At 65.2% G+C, this 19,553-nt stretch carries 12 protein-coding genes; 7 read left to right on the top strand and 5 right to left on the bottom strand.

The genetic code is table 11. The annotated features are described in order from the left end of the window. Positions 1-28 precede the first annotated feature (28 nt). From KY465_RS15520 to KY465_RS15500, 5 genes are all read left to right on the top strand, one after another. The gene (locus KY465_RS15520; protein ID WP_219203015.1) at positions 29-997 is read left to right on the top strand and encodes a YybS family protein; all 969 of its coding nucleotides are present in this window, start codon (positions 29-31) and stop codon (positions 995-997) included. A 35-nt stretch (positions 998-1,032) separates the two neighbouring features. Beyond that, positions 1,033-1,680 (top strand): 50S ribosomal protein L9, encoded by a 648-nt coding sequence (rplI, locus tag KY465_RS15515; protein WP_219203014.1) that lies wholly within the window; start codon positions 1,033-1,035, stop codon positions 1,678-1,680. Positions 1,681-2,115: 435 nt separating this feature from the next. Beyond that, complete coding sequence (locus tag KY465_RS15510) at positions 2,116-3,036, top strand: uracil-DNA glycosylase (protein WP_219203013.1); 921 nt, start codon at positions 2,116-2,118, stop codon at positions 3,034-3,036. Between the two features lie 75 nt (positions 3,037-3,111). Beyond that, positions 3,112-3,651, top strand: coding sequence for a dihydrofolate reductase family protein (locus KY465_RS15505; RefSeq protein WP_219203012.1), 540 nt, complete (start codon positions 3,112-3,114; stop codon positions 3,649-3,651). A gap of 298 nt (positions 3,652-3,949) precedes the next feature. Continuing rightward, positions 3,950-5,236, top strand: coding sequence for an MFS transporter (locus KY465_RS15500; RefSeq protein WP_219203011.1), 1,287 nt, complete (start codon positions 3,950-3,952; stop codon positions 5,234-5,236). A gap of 17 nt (positions 5,237-5,253) precedes the next feature. Here KY465_RS15500 and KY465_RS15495 read toward each other — a convergent pair whose 3' ends face one another. Then, complete coding sequence (locus KY465_RS15495; RefSeq protein ID WP_219203010.1) at positions 5,254-6,318, bottom strand: DMT family transporter; 1,065 nt, start codon at positions 6,316-6,318, stop codon at positions 5,254-5,256. Continuing rightward, positions 6,318-8,615, bottom strand: coding sequence for a xanthine dehydrogenase family protein molybdopterin-binding subunit (locus KY465_RS15490; RefSeq protein ID WP_219203009.1), 2,298 nt, complete (start codon positions 8,613-8,615; stop codon positions 6,318-6,320). The genes KY465_RS15495 and KY465_RS15490 overlap by 1 nt, the downstream gene beginning before the upstream one ends. Positions 8,616-8,884: 269 nt before the next feature. On the opposite strand from KY465_RS15490, the gene pepN reads away from it, so the two are divergent. Together pepN and KY465_RS15480 are read left to right on the top strand one after the other, a co-directional pair. After that, on the top strand, positions 8,885-11,521 hold the full coding sequence (gene pepN, locus KY465_RS15485) for an aminopeptidase N (protein WP_219203008.1): 2,637 nt from the start codon (positions 8,885-8,887) through the stop codon (positions 11,519-11,521). Between the two features lie 293 nt (positions 11,522-11,814). After that, positions 11,815-14,235 (top strand): PAS domain-containing sensor histidine kinase, encoded by a 2,421-nt coding sequence (locus tag KY465_RS15480; protein WP_219203007.1) that lies wholly within the window; start codon positions 11,815-11,817, stop codon positions 14,233-14,235. 15 nt (positions 14,236-14,250) lie between these two features. Here KY465_RS15480 and KY465_RS15475 read toward each other — a convergent pair whose 3' ends face one another. From KY465_RS15475 to KY465_RS15465, 3 genes are read right to left on the bottom strand one after another with little or no spacing between them, the layout of a single operon-like run. Next, complete coding sequence (locus KY465_RS15475) at positions 14,251-17,211, bottom strand: bifunctional [glutamine synthetase] adenylyltransferase/[glutamine synthetase]-adenylyl-L-tyrosine phosphorylase (RefSeq protein ID WP_219203006.1); 2,961 nt, start codon at positions 17,209-17,211, stop codon at positions 14,251-14,253. Continuing rightward, complete coding sequence (locus KY465_RS15470; RefSeq protein ID WP_219203005.1) at positions 17,208-18,650, bottom strand: sensor histidine kinase; 1,443 nt, start codon at positions 18,648-18,650, stop codon at positions 17,208-17,210. Before KY465_RS15470 ends, KY465_RS15475 begins: the two co-directional genes overlap by 4 nt. Positions 18,651-18,656: 6 nt before the next feature. Continuing rightward, entirely contained in the window at positions 18,657-19,334 is a 678-nt protein-coding gene (locus KY465_RS15465; RefSeq protein WP_219203307.1) for a response regulator transcription factor, read from the bottom strand. Between the last annotated feature and the right edge of the window lie 219 nt (positions 19,335-19,553).

The raw sequence follows: 19,553 nt of genomic DNA, 5'->3' as shown, positions 1-19,553 counted from the left end.
CTAACTGCGCAACACGCAGGACAGCGACATGCCCAACGGCAAACTCATATCGGCTCCCGGCAGCCTGATCGTCGGCCTGATCGCCGGCGCTGCCGCAGCCTTGCTGCTTGCCGGGGCGCGCGGTCCCTCGACCCTGTCCATCCTGCTCGTCGCCTCGTCCTGCCTGCCGGTGCTGATTGCCGGCATGGGCTGGTCCAATCTGGCGGCAATCGTCGCGGTAGGCACGGCGGCGGCGCTGATCGCTGTCCTGTCGGAACCGCTGGTGGCGCTGAGCGCCACGCTGACCTCGCTCGGGCCGGCGGCCTGGATCGCGCATCTCAACAATCTCGCCCGTCCCGCCGAGGAAATCGGCGGCCCGCCCGGCCGCATGGCCTGGTATCCGCTGTCGGACATCCTGTTCCAGATTTCGGCGCTGGTGACCATGGCGCTGCTGGTCATGGGCTGGGTGATCGGCTACGGCCCGGCGATGGCCGACGAACTGGTCGATGCCCTGGTGACGCTGTTTGGCGAAGCCAACAGCGAGATGCCGCTGACGGTCGACATGATCAGCGAGATGAAGGGCCTGATGCTGCGGCTGTTGCCGGTGTTCCAGGGCCTGACCTGGGTCGGCTTCCTGTTCTCGATGTATTACCTGGCGCGGCTGGTGGTGCGCATTTCCGGGCGCTCGCAGCGGCCGCGCGATGATTTCGCGGCGCAATTGCGCATGCCGCGCACCGGGCTGTGGGTGTTCCTTGCCGGGCTGGCCCTGACCTTTCTGCCGGGCATGCTCGAACTTGTCGGCTGGACGATCGTCGGCACCTTCGGAGCCGGCTTCGCGCTGACCGGCTTTGCGCTGATGCACGATGCGACGCGCGGCAAGCCATGGCGCCTGGCGGCGATCTGGCTGGCCTATCTGTCGGTGATCATCTTCACCGTGCCGCTTCTCGTTTTCCTGGCCTTCGGGCTGAGTTCCACCGGACGCATGGCGACGATGACGCCGCGCGATCCGAAACCCTGACACACAAACACTTCGCTTTAACGAAAGGACCTCTCATGCAAGTCATTCTTCTCGAACGCGTTGCCCGGCTCGGCCAGATGGGCGAGACCGTCAAGGTGCGCGACGGCTACGCCCGCAACTTCCTTCTGCCGCAGGGCAAGGCGCTGCGCGCCAACGAGGCCAACAAGCAGCGCTTCGAAGCGCAGCGCGCCGATCTCGAGGCGCGCAACAATGAGCGCAAGTCGCAGGCCGAAACCGTGGCCCAGGATCTCGATGGCAAGTCGTTCGTCGTCGTCCGCTCGGCTGGCGAGACCGGCCAGCTGTACGGTTCTGTCGCGGCGCGCGACGTCGTCACGGTGCTCGGCGAAGGCGGCTTCTCGATCGGCCGCAGCCAGGTGGACCTGAACGCCCCGATCAAGACCATCGGCCTGCATCAGATCAGCATCGCGCTGCACCCGGATGTGGTGGTCACCGTCGAATTCAACGTTGCCCGCTCGGCCGATGAGGCCGAACGCCAGGCGAAGGGCGAGGATCTCAGCTCCGCCGACGCCATCTACGGCGTCGACGAGGATGAAGCCGCAGCCGCGGCCGAAGCCGCCGCTCACGATCCGGATTTCGACGATGAGGGCGAAGAAGGTGCCGCCGGCGAAAGCGATGCAACTGGCGATGAGGCCGGCTCGGAAGGCGAAGACGAACAGGCCTGATCGGCCGGTCCGCGCTGATCCAGCTTTGACAATTCCGCCCGGGACAACCCTGTCCCGGGCGGTTTCTTTTTCTGGGCCGGGACAACCCTCTCCCGGGCGGTTTCTTGTTCTAGGCCGGGACAAGCCTGCCCCGGGCGGTTTCTTGTTCTAGGCCGGGACAAGCCTGCCCCGGGCGGTTTCTCTTTCTGGGCCGGGACAACCCTGCCCCGGGCGGTTTCTTGTTCTGGGCCGGGACAAGCCTGCCCCGGGCGGTTTCTCTTTCTGGGCCGGGACAACCCTGCCCCGGGCGGTTTCTCTTTCTGGGCCGGGACAACCCTGCCCCGGGCGGTTTCTTTTTCTGGGCCGGGTCGCACCCTGTCCGGGGCGGTTTCATTGCCGCAGGCTGCGCCAAAGGGGCCGATTGCACCGGCGGCGTGGCTGGCGTAGAACCGGACCATGACCGCCCCCGCCCCTTCCCCCGACCTTAGCGCTCTCGAGGCGCTGATGCTGTTTTACCGTGACGCCGGCATCGATGGCGCAACGGCGGATGCGCCGGTCAACCGCTATCTCGAAAGCCAGGAAGCAGCGCGCCGTCAGCAGGCGCAACGCGCCGCCCCTGCCGCGCCGCCACAGCGCGGAATGCCGGCTGCGGGCGCTTCCGCGCCGCCCCGAGCGCAGGGACCGGGACCGAGCCAGGCGCAGGCAACACGCCCGGCGGCATCCCCCCCGGCTGCGCAGCCCGGGGCAGCCGAAATGACGCTGCCCGGCGCGGAAGCGCTGGAGGCGGCGCAAGCGGCGGCGGCGGCGGCGCAGACAGTCGAGGAGCTTCAGGCGGCGGTCGAGGCGTTCACCGGCTGCAATCTGCGCCATTCGGCGCGATCGACGGTTTTTTCCGACGGCAATCCGGAGGCCCCCCTGATGCTGGTCGGCGAGGCGCCGGGGCGCAACGAGGATCAGCAGGGGCGGCCCTTTGTTGGCGATGCCGGGCGCATGCTCGACCGCATGCTGGCCGCGATCGGGCGCGACCGGGATTCGACCTATATCACCAATGTCATCTACTGGCGGCCGCCGGGCAACCGCACGCCGACGGCGCACGAGATCGAGCTGTGCCGGCCATTCGCCGAGCGGCACATCGCGCTGGCGAAGCCGAAATTCCTGATGTTTCTGGGAAATGTGCCGAGCAAGACGCTGCTTGAAACCCGGCAGGGGATCCTGTCGATCCGCGGCGAGATGAAGACCTACGCGCGCGGCGAACTGTCAATCCCGGTGATGCCGACCCTGCATCCGGCCTATCTGCTGCGCCAGCCGGCGCAGAAGAAGCTCGCCTGGGCCGATCTGCTGACGCTTTCGGCGCTGCTCGAAGAGGCGGGCATCTGAGCCTCGCGCCCTGACAGAACGATGCGACGCGGTGCTGGTCTTCAGGCACACAGGTGAAACGCTGGGAGTTACAGAATGGGCGCGGTCGTGCTGGATGTGGGAATGTCGATCGACGGATTCTGGGCCGTTGAGTACGGCAACAGCATCTTCCCCGTCGATGAAATGCACGACGCCGGTCTGATTGCGCCTCTGGTCTTGCGAACCGGCGCGGTCGTGATGAGCCGCAGATCATTCGAGATGGCCGAGGACCCGGATTGGTTTGCCAGAAACTATGAGTACCAGGTTCCCATTTTTGTCATCTCTGCCGCGGCACCTGCAAAGAACCCCGCTGAGAACGGGTGCATTTCCTTCCATTTTCTGCCGGATTTCATGACGGCGCTGGCGGCTGCCCGTAAAGCCTGCGGTGAGCGTGACGTGATGATTATCGGCGAGGCAAGCGCCGCACAGGCTGCAATGGCCAGTGGAGAGGTGGACGAAATCTATCTGCGTCTCATCCCGCGGATCGTAAAAAATGGAATCCCTCTTTTCGATGGCTCCGCAAACAACCGCATCTACCGCCGCACCAGCGTCACGATAACGCCGGAGGCAACGCACCTGCATCTGACCGCTCACTGACGCGGCGGGCAGCTCTCGCAGAGGCAAATTTCCCTGACCCCATCAAATGTGCTGCACTTCCAGGTACCGGACGAAGCTCGCCTGGGCCGATCTCCTGGCGCTGGCGGCTGAGCTCGAGAAGGCCTCCTGATCCTCGGCCTTCGCAGGCTGGAGCACATATTCGATTCGCGCATATTCGATTCGCACATGTCGCGAACCGGCCGGCCTTGTCGTTTCCGGGCCTTCGCCTTCCCCCCTGTCGATGCTAGAGCAGGGCAACAGATTCGCCGCGCCCCTCGAATGACCGGGAATTGAGACCATGTTGAGCACCATCGCCCCGGTCGGCGCGCTGCTCCTGTCCACCTTCTTCATGCTGGTGGCGGCGGGGCTGTCGGGCTACCTCATTCCCCTGCGCGCGGTCGGCGAAGGCTGGTCGACGCTGGTCATCTCGCTGATTGCGACGAGCTATGCGGTGGCGTTTACGGCCAGTTGCCTGGTGACGCCGCGGCTGGTGCGGCGCGTCGGGCATGTGCGCGTCTTCGGCGTCATGGTGACATTGCTGTCGATGGCGCAATTGCTCAACGTGCTGGTGGTGCATCCGGCCGTGTGGATCCTGGCGCGCGGACTGACCGGATTTGCGCTTGCCGGCGGTTACATGGTGATCGAAAGCTGGCTGAACGAGAAAGTCACCAATGAGAGCCGCGGCGCGCTGTTCTCGGTCTACATGATGCTGTCGATGGGCGGGCTGACGGTCGGGCAATATGCCGTGCCGTTCGGCGATCCGATGCTGCCGGGGCTGTTCATCCTGGCGGCCCTGATCTTCTCCCTGGCAATCCTGCCGACCTCGCTGTCGAGCGCCCAGTCACCGCAGCCGCTGACCGAAGTACGGCTTGATCTGCCACATCTCTTCCGGCGTTCACCGGCAGCGGTGGTCGGCGCCTTTTCGACCGGCCTGATCGGCGGAGTGTGGAACGGGCTGGCACCGGTCTATGGCACGCAGACCGGGCTTTCGACCACCGAGGGCGCCACCATGCTGGCGCTGGCGATGATCGGCGGCGCGGTGTTCCAGTATCCGCTCGGGCGCGCCTCCGACCGCATGGACCGGCGGCGGGTGATGGTCGTGGCGGGAGCGATCGGCGTGTTCAGCTGCCTGCTGATCATCGTGCTCGGCACGAGTTCGAGGACCATCTTCTTTGCCGGCATGTTCCTGCTCGGCACGGTGCTGTTTCCGATTTACGCCCTGAATGTGGCGCATGCCAATGACCATGCGGAAGCCGATGAATTCGTCGCCGTATCAAGCGGGCTGACGGTTGTCTATGGCGGCGGCGCCATGGCCGGGCCACTGATCGCCGGTACGGTGATGGATCTGAGCGGGCCGAGCGGATTTTTCGTCATTATCGGCCTGTTCTTCGCGTTCTACGGGGCCTATGCGGCCTGGCGCATGACGCGGCGCGAGGAATTGCCGGATGAAGCACGCGGCGAATTCCAGGCAACATTGCCCGGGCAGATCACGACGCAGCAAGCGCTCGAACTCGATCCGCGCGCCGATCCGGACTATGGCAGCGATGACAGCGAGGTCGCGGAGAGCGAATCACAAGCCGGCTAGCCCGGGCGCGTCTCTGATCAGCCTTGCGGACCGACGAGGCGGCGCTGGGCGCGGCGCTCGAGCCCGAGGCGGTGTTCGCGCAGGATAATGAAAATGCCGGCGGCGACCACGATGGCAGTGCCGATCAGCATCGAGGCCGTCGGCACCTCGTCAAACAGCAGATAGCCGATCGCCAGACCGAACAGGATCGAGGCGTATTCGAAGGGAGCGATGGTCGAGACATCGGCATGGCGGTAGCTCTGGGTCAGGAAAATCTGGGCCAGGCCGCCGCAGATGCCAGCAATGAGCATCAGCGAAAAAATGTACAGATCCGGCATCACCCAGCCGAAGGGAAAGGTGAACAGCGCCAGGATCGCGGCGCTGAGCGAGAAATACAAGACGATGGTCGGCGTTTTCTCGGTGACAGTCAGACGGCGCACCAGCATGGCGGCGCTGGCGCCAAAGGTGGCACTGAGCAAAAGGGCAATGACGCCGAGCGCCTCGCCGGTCGAGCCAAGTCCGGCTTCGAACAGCGTCAGGCGCGGCCAGGAAATGACCAGCACGCCGGTCAGGCCGATGGCGACGGCCGTCCAGCGGAACACACGCACGCTCTCGCCGAGAAAGATGGCGGCGAACACCACGGTCAGCAGCGGCATGGCATAGCCGATGGCAATGGCGTCGGGCAGCGGCAATTGCGCAATGCCGTAGAAACTCAGCCCCATGGCACTGACGCCGACCAGGCCGCGGACCAGATGCAGGATCGGGCGGCTGGTGCGCCAGGCGATGGCCATCTGGCCGCGCATGGCCAGATAGATGAAGACCGGCACCAGCGCGAAGGCCGAGCGGAAGAAGACGATTTCGCCGGTGGGCATCGCCGAGCCGGTCATCTTGATGACCGTGACCATGATGACGAAGCTGGTGACGGACAGGAGTTTCAGCGCGATACCGACGAGCGGCCGCGTGCCGCCGGTGCTGCCGGCCGCCGGCGGCACGGCTTTGCCGGCAGCCGGCAGTGCCGGACCGGCCGGGTGGCGGGCACGCGTGAGCTGCGGGTCGTCGTTGCGCTCCTCCCCCGCCGGGGACGTGTCTTGTCCGGGTGCCATCAGCCGTTCAGGGCCTGCCACAGCTTGTGCGGGGTGACCGGCATCTCGATATCGCGGATGCCGCGGGCCCGGTCGAGGGCGTCGATGACGGCGTTGATCACCGCCGGACAGGAGCCGATGGTTCCGGCCTCGCCGGCGCCCTTGATGCCGAGCGCATTGGTGGTTGAGGGCACATTGCGCGTTTCAAACTCGAAGAATGGCAGGTCGCCGGCGCGCGGCATGGCATAGTCCATGAAACTGGCGGTCAGCAACTGGCCGTCGGCGTCGTAAACGACGCCCTCGCTGAGCGCCTGGCCGATGCCCTGGACAATGCCGCCATGCACCTGGCCGAGCAGCAGCAGCGGATTGACCGTCATGCCGAAATCATCGACCACGGTGTAGCGGACAATCTCGAGCGCTCCGGTCGCCGGGTCGATCTCGACTTCGCAGACATGCGTTCCGTTCGGGTAGGTCGCCTCGTCCTGCCGGACATCGGCGTCGGCGGAGCGCGCCTCCGGGCTTGGCGCGGCGGCCGCCAGGGCGGCATAGTCAACCGACCGGTCCGTTCCGACAATGCGCGCCGCACCGTCGACGAGTTCGATATCGGCGGCGGCGGCCTCCAGATGATCGGCCGCCAGCGCCTTGATCTTGTCGACGAGAATGTCGGCGGCGCGCGCCACGGAGACGCCGCCGAGCGGGATGGAGCGCGAACCGCCGGTGCCGCCGCCGGCCGCCAGTTCATCGGTGTCGCCCTGGCGCACGATGATCTTCTCGAAATCAATGCCGATCTTGTCGGCAATGAACTGGCTGTAGGCGGTCTCGTGCCCCTGCCCGTTGCTCTGGGTGCCGATGCGCAGGACGATCTCACCGTCCGGCGTCAGCTCCATGAAGGCCGCCTCGGAGCCGGCGAAGGCGCAGGCCTCGATATAGACGGCGGTGCCGAGGCCGCGCAGCCTGCCTTCAGCCCTGGCGGCGCGGGCGCGCTCGTCAAATCCGGCGGCATCGGCTTTCTCGAGGGCGCGGGTCATGTGGCCGTCAAATTCGCCGACATCGTAATTGCGTCCGCCGGGCGTCTTGTAGGGAAACTTGTCGGGCGCGATGAAATTGCGGCGGCGCAGTTCCGCCGGGTCGATGCCGATCTCGCGGGCACAATGATCGACCAGCCGCTCGATCAGGAACGCCGCCTCGGGCCGCCCGGCACCGCGATAGGCGTCGACCGGCGCAGTGTGGGTGTAAACGGCCTCGATGTTCACATCCATGGCCGGAATATCATAGACACCGGTGGTCATGGTGACGCCGATCGTCGGAATATTGGGGCCGAACTGATGCAGATAGGCACCCATGGCGGCGCGCATATCGACCTTGACGGCGAGAAAACGACCCTTTGCATCGAGCGCCATCCGGGCGGTCACGACATTGTCGCGGCCATGCGAATCCGCCATGAAATGCTCGGTGCGGTCGCCGACCCATTTGACCGGTCGGCCAAGCCGGCGGGCCGCCTCCATGGCGAGCGGATATTCCCGGAACAGGAACATCTTGGTGCCGAAACCGCCGCCGACATCACCAGTGACGACGCGGATCGCCTCGCGGTCGAGCTTGAACACCTTGTCGGCCAGACTGCGGCGCAGGCTGTGCACGCCCTGCGAGCCGACATGCAGGGTGAATTTCTCCGCCGCGCCGTCCCACTCGGCGAGACAGGCGCGCGGTTCGATGTAGTTGGAGGCCAGGCGGTTGTTGACGAGGTCGAGGGTGACCACATGGTCGGCGCCGGCGAAGGCGGCCTCGGTCCTGTCGCGGTCCCCGAGCTGGAAGCGAAAGGCGCGATTGCTGCCGGTCTCCGGCCACACCAGGGGCCGCCCGTCTTCGAGGGCGGTCGCCGTGTCGGTCTGCGCCGGGCGTTCCTCCCACTCGACCATCACCAGTTCGGCGGCATCCTGCGCCTGGGCCAGCGTGTCGGCAACGATGAAGGCGATGGCATCGCCGACATAGCGGACCTCGCCATCGCACAGGACCGGTTCAAGCTGCAGCGCGATGCGCGAGCCGTCGGGCTGGGTGACGCCGGTGAACACCGGCAGCGCGCCGAGATGGGCGACATCGCTGGCGGTCATTACCAGATGAACCCCGTCCGCCTGGCGCGCCGTCTCGAGGTCGGCGAAGGTGAAGCTGGCCGCGGCATGGGGTGAGCGCAGCACATAGCCATGCAACTGGCCCGGGACGGACTTGTCGGCCGTGTAGGCCCCATCGCCGCGCACCAGGCGCTTGTCTTCCTTGCGATGGGCGGACGCGCCCACACCGAATTTCGGCATTGCCATAGTCATGAGAGGTCCTGACGGAATTTGATGGCCACACGCGGTGGCGGTCTCGGGTGCAATGTAGCCGAGAGCGGCCGATTGTCGAGAGCCGCAGGGCACGAGACAAGACGTTGAGGTCAAGCCTTCACCCGGATAGAAAAGCCTCCGAGCGGCATATTTCAGATTGCAATGGGCAAAAGAAAGTCTTGCTGAGAGATATATTAAAATATTAATCGAGTCGTGATGAATTCTGCGGCACGGGGGCGTCGCGGCCGAAGCTATCTTGAAGGGTATTCATGGGGACCGAAGAATCACAAGTCATTCATCTGAAGGACTACACGCCGACCGATTTCGAAGTTGAACGCATCGACCTGACCTTCGAACTCGATCCGAAAGCGACGAAGGTGGTGGCGCGGTCGATCCTGAAGCGCCGTGCCGGCGTTGCAGCCGATCGCCCTCTGGTGTTTGCAGGAGACGCCCTGACCCTGAAGGCGCTGCAGATCGACAGCATCGACGTCAGCGAGCAGGACTTCGACGCCACTCCCGACGAGCTTGTCATTCGCGGACTGCCCGAATCGGAGGCCTTCGAGGTGACCGTGGAGACCGAGCTGTCGCCCGATGCCAACACGACGCTGATGGGGCTGTACCGCTCCGGCGGCAATTACTGCACGCAATGCGAAGCCGAGGGTTTTCGCCGCATCACCTATTTCTACGACCGTCCGGATGTCCTGACCGTCTACACGGTGACGATCATCGCCGACGAAAGCGTGCCGCAACTGTTGTCGAACGGCAATTTTCTCGGCGGCGGCGCTTATGGCGACGGACGTCATTTCGCCGCCTGGCACGATCCCTATCCGAAGCCGTCCTATCTTTTCGCGCTGGTGGCCGGTGATCTCGGCGTGATCGAGGACACGTTCACGACGATGAGCGGGCGCGAGGTGGCGCTGAAGATTTATGTCGAGCATGGCAAGGAGGCGCGTGCCACCTATGCGATGGATGCGCTGAAGCGCTCGATGCGCTGGGACGAGGAGGTCTATGGGCGCGAATATGATCTCGATATCTTCATGATCGTCGCGGTCAGCGACTTCAACATGGGCGCCATGGAGAACAAGGGGCTCAATGTCTTCAACGACAAATATGTGCTGGCCGATCCCGAGACGGCAACCGACCAGGATTATGCCAATATCGAGGCGATCATCGCCCACGAATATTTCCACAACTGGACCGGCAATCGCATCACCTGCCGTGACTGGTTCCAGCTGTGTCTTAAAGAGGGGCTGACCGTTTATCGCGATCACACCTTCTCGCAGGATCAGCGCTCGGCGCCGGTCAAGCGGATTGCCGAGATCAAGACCCTGAAGGCGCACCAGTTTCCCGAGGATGCCGGCCCGCTGGCACATCCGGTGCGGCCATCAAGTTACAAGGAAATCAACAACTTCTACACAACGACCATCTATGAAAAAGGCTCGGAGGTGATCGGCATGCTGCGCACCATCCTCGGTGCGGACGACTTTCGCGCCGGGATGGATCTGTATTTCGAGCGGCATGACGGCCAGGCGGTGACCATCGAGGATTTCATTGCCTGTTTTGCGGAGGTGTCGGCGCGCGACCTTGGACAATTCATGCTGTGGTACACGCAGGCCGGGACACCGACGGTGACGGTCTCGACCGAGTATGATCGTGACAAGCAGCGTTTTACGGTGACGCTCGAGCAGAATCTGCGTCCGACACCCGGTCAGCCGCAGAAGCAGCCGATGCACATTCCGCTCGGCTATGCGCTGATGATGCCGAACGGCACCGCCGTGACCGGCGCACCGCAAACGGCGGCGGCCTCGGACACGGTACTGCACCTGACCGAACGCAACGAGAGCTTTGTCTTTGACGGCGTTGAGGATCGACCGGTGCTGTCGATCAACCGGGGCTTCTCGGCGCCGGTCAATATCCTGATGGAAAGCCGCGCCGACGATCTGGTGGCGCTGGCCCGGCATGAAAGCGACGGCGTGGCGCGCTGGCAGGCGATCACCGAACTGGCCACGCGGCATCTGGTCAAGGCGGCCGGGCTGGCGCGCGACAATGCGGCGCTGCCGGAGTCCGGAAGGCTGGCCGATATTCTCATTGCGGTCGCCGGCGATGCGACGCTCGAGCCGGCTTTCAGGGCGCAGGTCCTGGCGCTGCCGAGCGAGGCGGATGTGGCGCGCGAAATCGGCAAGGATATCGATCCGGACGCCATCCACCGGGCCCGACGCGAAACCTTGCGGGCCATTGCCGCGGCCGGGCAGCGCACATTTTCCTCGCTCGCCGACGACAAGCCATCCGGACCGTTTTCACCGGCGGCCAATGATGCGGGCCGGCGCGCCCTCGCCGGCATGGCCTTGCGCTATACGGCCCTGGCCGAGAACGATGCGCAACGGCTCGCCGAGGCCTATGCAAATGCCGACAACATGACCGACCGCATCAATGCGCTGACCGTCCTCGCTCACGATTTCGAGGATGCGCCGGAGACCCAGGCGGCGCTTGATCAATTTGCCGAACGCTATGCGGACACGCCGCTGGCAATCGACAAATGGTTCACCGTCCAGGCCACGGCGCCGGGGGCTGAAAGCCATGCGCGTGTTGTCGCGCTGATGCAGCATCCGGGCTACACGCGCGGCAATCCGAACCGCGTGCGGGCCCTGCTCGGCGCCTTTGCCGCCGGCAATCCGACCGGCTTCAACCGCGCTGACGGTGCCGGCTATCGTCTGCTGGCCGACGAGGTGCTGGCGATCGACCGCAAGAACCCGCAGCTGGCGGCGCGTCTGCTGACGGCGATGCGCTCGTGGCAATCGCTGGAAAGCGGTCGCCGCGAAGAGGCCCGCAAGGCGCTGGTTGCAATTTCCTCGGCCGGGGATCTGTCTGTCGATCTGAGCGACATCGTCGAGCGCACCCTGCAATAGGAAGGGACAAGAAGTCCCGGCAGGAGGCGAAGCGGCCAGACGGGACTCCCCTCAGGTTGCAGGTGCCGCGGCGGCCTTTCCAGCGCATGTGATTTGCAGGTGATTTGCTGTCTGAGGCAATTAATGCGCCCGGCGCGCGTCATCCGCGTTGCCGAAACCGGCAAAAAAGAGAAAGCATAACAAAAGGTTAAAAAGTTTTGTCAACGGACACTGGACAAGGCGAATCACCGATGATTCACTGAGTCAGATCCGGCGACGCGGATGCCGGTCGGTAAGGGGACAAATCAACGCTCATGGCGGACGCGCAGCATCACACTGCGGCCGGACGGTCGCATATTGCCTCGCCCCTAGGGGGTGGAGAGGCTCGCAGAGCCAAGATCTCGGGACATGCGCGGCTGTTTGCCAAGCCGGCCTATGAACGGTTGATCAGCGCCGAGCCGATGCTCAAGCGCTCCATCCCGGTGCTGATCGTCGCGTTCCTGGTGGTTCTTGCCATTGCGCGCTTTACCAACATGGTCGACGACCACACCGCGAAGATGGCGGCGGCGGAACGGGTGACGGCGCTGACCCTGACGGCGGCACAATCGGCGCTTGCCGGGCTTCCCGAAATCGTCAACGAGAAGCGGCGATGGGAGACCGAGGCGCGCCTCAACAAGGTCCTGTCCGGCATCGTGCCGGGCGACGGTGTCAACGCGGTGCTGGTGGCCGGACCGGATGGCGAGATCTTCGCGGCGACTGCGCATGGCCGGGCGTTCGTGGGCAGTGCGATGACGCGCCTCGTGCCCGCCTGGTCGCCGCTGGCGATGTTCGGCATCCGCGCCGGCATCCAGCAGATCGAGTTCAACGGCCAGCCCTCGCGGGCCGCGATGGCCAAGATCGGCGATGGCGCCGGGGCGATCCTCGTCGTGGATTCGGCAACCCAGATGACGGCGATGTGGCGCCGTTCGGTGTCGGTCAATGCGACGCTGTTCATCGCCACCTCGGCCATCCTGCTGGTTATTCTCTACGCCTATTTCTCGCAGGCCGGGCGCGCCGAGGAAGCCGACGAAATCTATCTGGAATCGCATCGGCGCGTCGACATGGCGCTGTCGCGCGGACGCTGCGGGCTGTGGGACTGGGACATGGCGCGCGGCCGGCTGTACTGGTCGCGCTCGATGTACGAGATTCTCGGCCTGCCGCCGCGCGAGAATGTCATTTCCTTCGGCGAGGCGTCCGAACTGATCCACCCGGAGGATGGTGATCTCTACGAGATGGCGCGGCAGGTGGCGAGCGGCGACATCAATCAGATCGACCACCTCTTCCGCATGCGCCATGCCGATGGCCATTGGGTGTGGATGCGGGCACGCGCGCAGGTGGTCGACCCGGCGGCGGCGCAGACGCATCTGATCGGCATCGCCATGGACGTCACCGAGCAATACCGCCTGCAGCAGCGCTCGGCGCTGGCCGATCAGCGGTTGTTCGACGCGATCGAAAGCACATCGGAAAGCTTCGTGCTGTGGGACCGGGACGATTGCCTGGTGCTCTGGAACGAGCATTACCAGACGATCCTCGGCGTGCCGGACGGCGTTCTGACGGCGGGAACGCCGCGCGCCATGATCGAGATGACGGCGACCCGGCCTGTCGTCGAGCGACGGCTGGCAACGCCCTACGACAACGGAAAGGCGCAGACTTTCGAGGTGCAGCTGGCCGATGGACGCTGGCTGCAGATCAATGAACGCAAGACCCGCGACGGCGGCCAGGTGTCGGTGGGCACGGATATCACGCAGCTCAAGCGCAATCAGGAGCGGCTGCGCGATTCGGAAAAGCGGCTGATGGCGACGATCGGCGATCTGTCCGTCAGCCAGGCGGAACTGAAGCGCAAGGCGGCGGAATTGTCCTCGCTGAACCGCGACTACCAGGCGGAAAAGGAAAAGGCCGAGGCGGCGAACCTGGCGAAGTCGGAATTTCTCGCCAATATGAGCCACGAATTGCGCACGCCGCTCAATGCCATCATCGGGTTCTCGGAAATCCTGCAAAACCGCATGTTCGGGCCGCTCGGATCGGAGAAATACGAGGAATACACCGACGACATCCACAATTCCGGCATTCATCTTCTCGGCGTCATCAACGATATTCTCGACATGTCGAAAATCGAGGCCGGGCAGATGCAGCTCGAGCGTGAGCCGATCGATATCGGGCCGCTGATCGTCGAGACGCTGCGGCTGGTGTCGGTCAATGCCGAGCGCAAGAACATCGTCGTCGAACAGAACATTGCCGGCGATCTGACCGCATTCGCCGACCGGCGGGCGATGAAGCAGATCCTGCTCAACCTGTTGTCGAATGCCACGAAATTTACCGATGAGGGCGGCCACATCATGCTCAGGGCGCGCAAATCGGCCGGCGCGATCAGCCTGACCATCCGCGATACCGGCATCGGCATTCCCGCCGCCGCGCTCAGCAAGATCGGGCAGCCCTTCGAGCAGGTGCAGAACCAGTTCTCGAAAAGCCAGGGCGGGTCGGGGCTTGGCCTTGCGATCTCGCGCAGCCTGACGGAGCTGCATGGCGGCGCCATGCGCATCCGCTCGGTGGAAGGCGTGGGCACGCTGGTGGCGATCCGGGTGCCGTGCAACGTCACCGATGACGGCGTGCCGCTCGAGCCGGTGACCGGACCGTCAAAACCGGGCAAGAGCGATGCGCCGCAGGGTGCCGGCAAGACGCAGGCCGCGGCCGCCTGATAGCGCTCGTGCCGGCTATTTCCGGCCCCGGGCTTCGCGCAGGATCTTCTCGAACAGCTTGCGCACGCTGCGTCCGGTGGTCTTGAAATCGGCCTCCAGCGCCTTGAGATCCGGCGCATCGGCGGCACGCACCACGAGGTCGATCAGTCCGGCCGGTGCCTCGGCGGGGTTGAAGCCGCCGGCCACGCACATGCGCACCATCTGCGTCTGGCCCATCCACAATTGATGCGCGCGCACCAGGGTTTCGACGCGCTCGACACCGATGCGATCGGACCCGAGAGCCTCAAGCACCGCCACGGTGCCGGTGCAGCCGCTGTTCGGCTTCCAGCCCTCGGCATGCGCCTGCAAAGCCAGGAACTGGGCTATGAACTCGATGTCGATCAGCCCGCCCTTCATCAATTTGACGTCCCAGATGCTGGAGGGCGGTTTTTCGCTGTCGATCAGGGCACGCATGTCGGCGACGTCGGCAGCGAGTTTCTTCGCGCTGCGCGGGGCTGAAAGAACCTGGTCGATGGCGGCGCAGGTCTCGGCGATCAGCTCGGCGTCACCGGCCACCGGCCGGGCGCGCGTCAGGGCCATGTGTTCCCACGTCTCGGCCTCACTGGCCTGGTATTTGCGAAAGGCCGCGAGCGAGGTGGCCACCGGCCCCTTGTTGCCGGAGGGGCGCAGGCGCAGATCCACCTCGTAGAGAATGCCTTCCGCTGTCGGCGCCGAGAGGGCGGCGATCAGGCGCTGCGTGAAGCGGGCGTAATAGCGCACCGGGTCGAGCGGCTTCGGGCCATCGGAATCCTGCATGTCCGGATGGCGGTCATACAGGAGAATGATGTCGACATCGGATCCGGCGGTCAGTTCGCGGCTGCCCAGCTTGCCCATGCCGAGCACCGCGACGCGGCCACCGGGCACCTTGCCGTGCGCTTCCTCCATTTCGGCGCGCACGGCGTCGAGCGCGGCGGCGATGATCAGGTCGGCAAGATCGGTGAAGGCTTCGCCGGCGCGCGGGCCGGTGATCGCCCCGGTCAGCAGACGAACGCCGATCAGGAATTTCTGCTCAAGGGCGATGATGCGCAGCCTGTCGAGGGTCTCCTCATAGTCGCGTGCCCCGGCCAGGGCATTGCCGATGCGCTCGGCGAGATAGGCGCGGGTCGGCAATTCCGACATCAGCGTCGGATCGAGCATGCCGTCAAAGACGTGCGGGCGCCGGCCGATCAGGTCCGCCAGGCGGGGCGCCGCGGTCATCACAGTGACCATGAAATTGAGCAGGGCCGGATTGTTGCTGAGCAGCGAGAACAGCTGGATGCCCGAAGGAAGGCCGGCGAGAAAGCCGTCAAAGCGCATGATGGCCTCATCGGCCCGGCGCGTCGATCCGAACACTTCCAGCAGGCGTGGCGCCAGTTCGGTCAGCCGGGCGCGGGCTTCCGTCGACTGGGTGGCGCGGTAGCGGCCGTAGTGCCAGGTGCGGATGATCCCGGCGACCACGGTCGGGCGTTCGAACCCCATCTGCGACAGCGTCGCCAGGGTGGCCGGATCGTCATCCTCGCCGGTGAACACCAGATTGCCGCCGGTGGCGGTCGACAATTGCGCCTCGGCCTCGAACAAGGCGCCATAGATGGTCTCGACCGAGGTGAGCACGCCGGTCAGCTTCCGCCCGAAGGCGGCGGTGGATTTCTCCCCCATCATCAAGGCAATGCGGCCAAGTTCGCGCTCGCCCTCCGGCAATGTGTGCGATTGCTCGTCGCGCACCATCTGGATGCGGTGCTCGACATCGCGCAGATACCAATAGGCCGAGGTCATGGTCGCCGCGGCCTCCTCGTCGATCCAGTGAACGCGGGCCAGTTCGGCGAGCATCTCCTCGGTGCGCCGGCCGCGCAGTTGCGGTGTGCGTCCCCCGGCGATCAGCTGCTGAGTCTGGACAAAGAACTCGATCTCGCGAATGCCGCCGCGCCCGAGCTTGACGTTGTGGCCCTTGACGGCGATCTCGCCGAAGCCGCGATGCGCGTGGATCTGCCGCTTGATCGAGTGAATGTCGGCGATGGCGGCATAGTCGAGATATTTGCGAAAGATGAAGGGGGCGAGATCGCGCAGAAAGGCGTCCCCGGCGGCGAGATCGCCGGCCACCGGACGCGCCTTGATATAGGCGGCACGCTCCCAGTTCTGGCCGCGGCTCTCATAGTAATGCATCGCCGCATCCACCGGAAAGGCGAGCGGCGTCGACCCCGGATCAGGCCGCAGGCGCAGATCGGTGCGGAAGACATAACCGTGGCCGGTGCGCTCCTGCATGATGCGCACCAGGCGGCGCACCAGGCGGGCAAAGGTTTCCGTGGCGTCCTCGCCATCGTCAACGACGCCGGCTTCGGGATCAAAGAACACGACGATGTCGATATCGGAGGAGAAATTGAGCTCGGCGGCTCCATGCTTGCCCATGGCAAGGGCAAACAGGCCGGTGCCGCGCGAGGGCATGTCGGGATCGGGCAATTGCAGCTTGCCGGCTTCATGCGCGTCGCGCAGCAAATAGTCAAAACTGGCGGCCAGGGCGGCATCGGCGAGCATCGTCAGGCCCGCCGTCGTCTCACGCGCGCCCGTCAGACGGGCGAGATCGTTGAGCGCCAGGGCAATGCAGGCGCCACGCTTGTTCTCGCGCAGCCTCTGCATCAGCAGCGCTTCGCCGGCCAGCCCCCCCTCGCCGTTGCGCCAGGCATCGCGCATTGCGGTGGCCGCTTCGGCGAGCAACGCATCGAGCGGCAGCGTCAAGGCGCGGTGCAGGGCCAGCGGATCAGCGGCGACGGATTCGGCCAGCCACGGCGACAGGGACAGCGCCGCGACGACGAAGTCGCGGGCCGGCCCGGGCTCGTCGAAGAACGGTTTGAGGATTGGCTCCTCGCGCGCCATGGCGCCAAGGTCAGACAGCGCCTCTTTCGCCGCCTTGACCGTGAAGGGTTTGAGCGGCTGCGCGGCGATCTGCCCGAGGATGGCGGTCATGCTTTGGCTCCGGCCGGCAGGATGATGGTCGCCGCAAGCCCCGGCCGGTTCGGCTCGCCGGGAAAGGCGTCGGTCAGTTCGAGGTGGCCATCATGCATTTCAGCGACCGCCTGAATCAAGCTCAGACCCAAGCCCGTGCCGGGTTTCGTGCGACTCTCATCAAGGCGCACGAAGCGCTTGACGACGTCGTCGCGGCGGTCGGCGGGAACCCCCGGCCCATTGTCGGCGACTGACAGGCGCACGGCGCGGCGAGCTTCGGACAGGCGCACGATCACCGATGCATCCGCCGGGCCCCCGGCATATTTGATGGCATTGTCGAGGAGGTTGGAGAGCGCCTGGGCCAGCAATTCGCGGTTGCCGCTGATGACGATGCCGGGGGCTATTTCGAGCTGCAGCGCCACGCCGGCCTCCTCGGCCACCGGCTCATAGAGCTCGGCGGCATCGGCGGCGAGAGCCGACAGATCGACTTGAGCCATCTCGGCGATTGTCGAGCCGGCCTCGACGCGGCTGATCATCAAAAGCGCGTTGAAAGTGCGGATCAGCTGATCGCTCTCGGCGATCATTTCTTCCAGCGTGCGGCGATAGCCTTCCTCGTTATTGCGCTCGGCCAGCGCCGCCTCGGCGCGGTTGCGCAGGCGGGTCAGCGGCGTCTTGAGGTCATGGGCGATATTGTCGGAAACTTGCCGCAGTCCCTCATTGAGGCGCTCGATGCGGCCAAGCAGCGTGTTCAGGGAGCGGCTGAGGCGGTCGAACTCATCGCCGGAGCCGCCTTCGGGCAGGCGCTGGCTGAGATCACCGGCGAGGATCTTGCGGCTGGCCGCCGACATGTGATCGATGCGCTTGAGGGCGCGGCGGCCGACGAAGAACCAGATCGCCAGGGCGCCGACAAACATGATGGCGAGCGCCATGACGAGCGCCTGGCGCACCAGGCCGCGCACCTGCTCGGGTTCGCCGATGTCACGCCCGACGAGAAGGCGCATGCCATTGGGCAGAAAGATGACACGCGCCAGAGCGCGGTGCGCGCGGTCGGCGTCAGCATCCCGCTCGCCGTAGCGCTCATAGGTGAAGGGCAATTGCGTCCAGCCCTCGCGGTCGAGAACCCCCGGCTGCAGCGAGGCGACATTGCCGGCGACGATCTGCCCCTGGGCGGCGGCGATAATGTACAAATTGGCGCCGGGCTGGCGCGAGCGGCGGTCGATGATGCGCACCAGGCCGGCTATGCCGCGGGTCTGATAGATGCGGGAAATATCGCGCATCTCGCCGCGCACGGCGCGTTCGGTCTGGTCGCGCAGCAAGCCCTCGGAAATCGCGGTGACGTAGAACACCAGCGCCACAGCGCAAATGGCAAACAGGGCCAGGTACAGGGCCGACAGGCGCACTGCCGTGGTGCTCAGCATGGCGCCGAAGCGGCTGAGCACGCTGCCCGAGCGTCCGGCCATCGCCGCTTAGTCCCCCGCCTTCATCATGTATCCGGCCCCGCGAATGGTGCGCAGGAGCGGCGCGTCGAAATCCTTCTCGATCTTGGCGCGCAGCCGCGAGATATGCACATCGATGACATTGGTCTGCGGATCGAAGTGATAGTCCCAGACATGTTCGAGCAGCATGGTACGGGTGACCACCTGGCCGGCGTTCTTCATCAGATATTCAAGCAGACGGTATTCGCGCGGCTGCAGGGCGATCAGCTTGCCGGCGCGCCGCACCTCGTGGCTCAGGCGGTCGAGTTCGAGATCGCCGACCTGGTAGCTGGTTTCGGTGTCGCGGGTGCCCTTGCGGCGTCCGAGGATCTCGACGCGGGCGAGCAGCTCGGAAAAGGCATAGGGCTTGGTGAGATAGTCATCGCCGCCGGCGCGCAGGCCGGTGACACGATCATCGACCTGGCCGAGGGCCGACAGGATCAGCGCCGGCGTGGTGTCGCCGCTGGCGCGCAGTTCGGAGATGATCGACAGGCCGTCACGCTTGGGCAGCATGCGGTCCACGACCAGCACATCATAATCGTTTTCCGAAGCAAGGAAGAAGCCGCTGTCGCCGTCACTGGCATGATCGATGACCATGCCTGCCTCGCGAAAGGCGCGAGTCAGGTAAGCGGCCGTCTCGAGATCGTCCTCGATGATGAGAATCTTCATGCCCGGCGTTGTAGCGGCATTGTCAGCCACCTCACAAGCCTGACGCTCTTGATCTGCCTCACCGGGCGGATGATCGATCGGCATGGTCGCGGTCTCCACAGCGGCCTGGCGCCGCCTTGTTTCATGGCGTGGAAAAAGCGACAGCGGGCCGATGGGGCGACCCGCTGTCTTTGCGTGTGGGCCGGTCAACAGGATCCGGAGCGAACAGGTTCCCGGCCG

Source organism: Neohoeflea coraliihabitans (genome assembly GCF_019334345.1).
GTDB classification, from domain to species: domain Bacteria; phylum Pseudomonadota; class Alphaproteobacteria; order Rhizobiales; family Rhizobiaceae; genus Pseudohoeflea; species Pseudohoeflea coraliihabitans.
The sequence above is the reverse complement of the archived record's forward strand: the minus strand, read 5'-3'. Positions and strand labels throughout refer to the sequence as shown.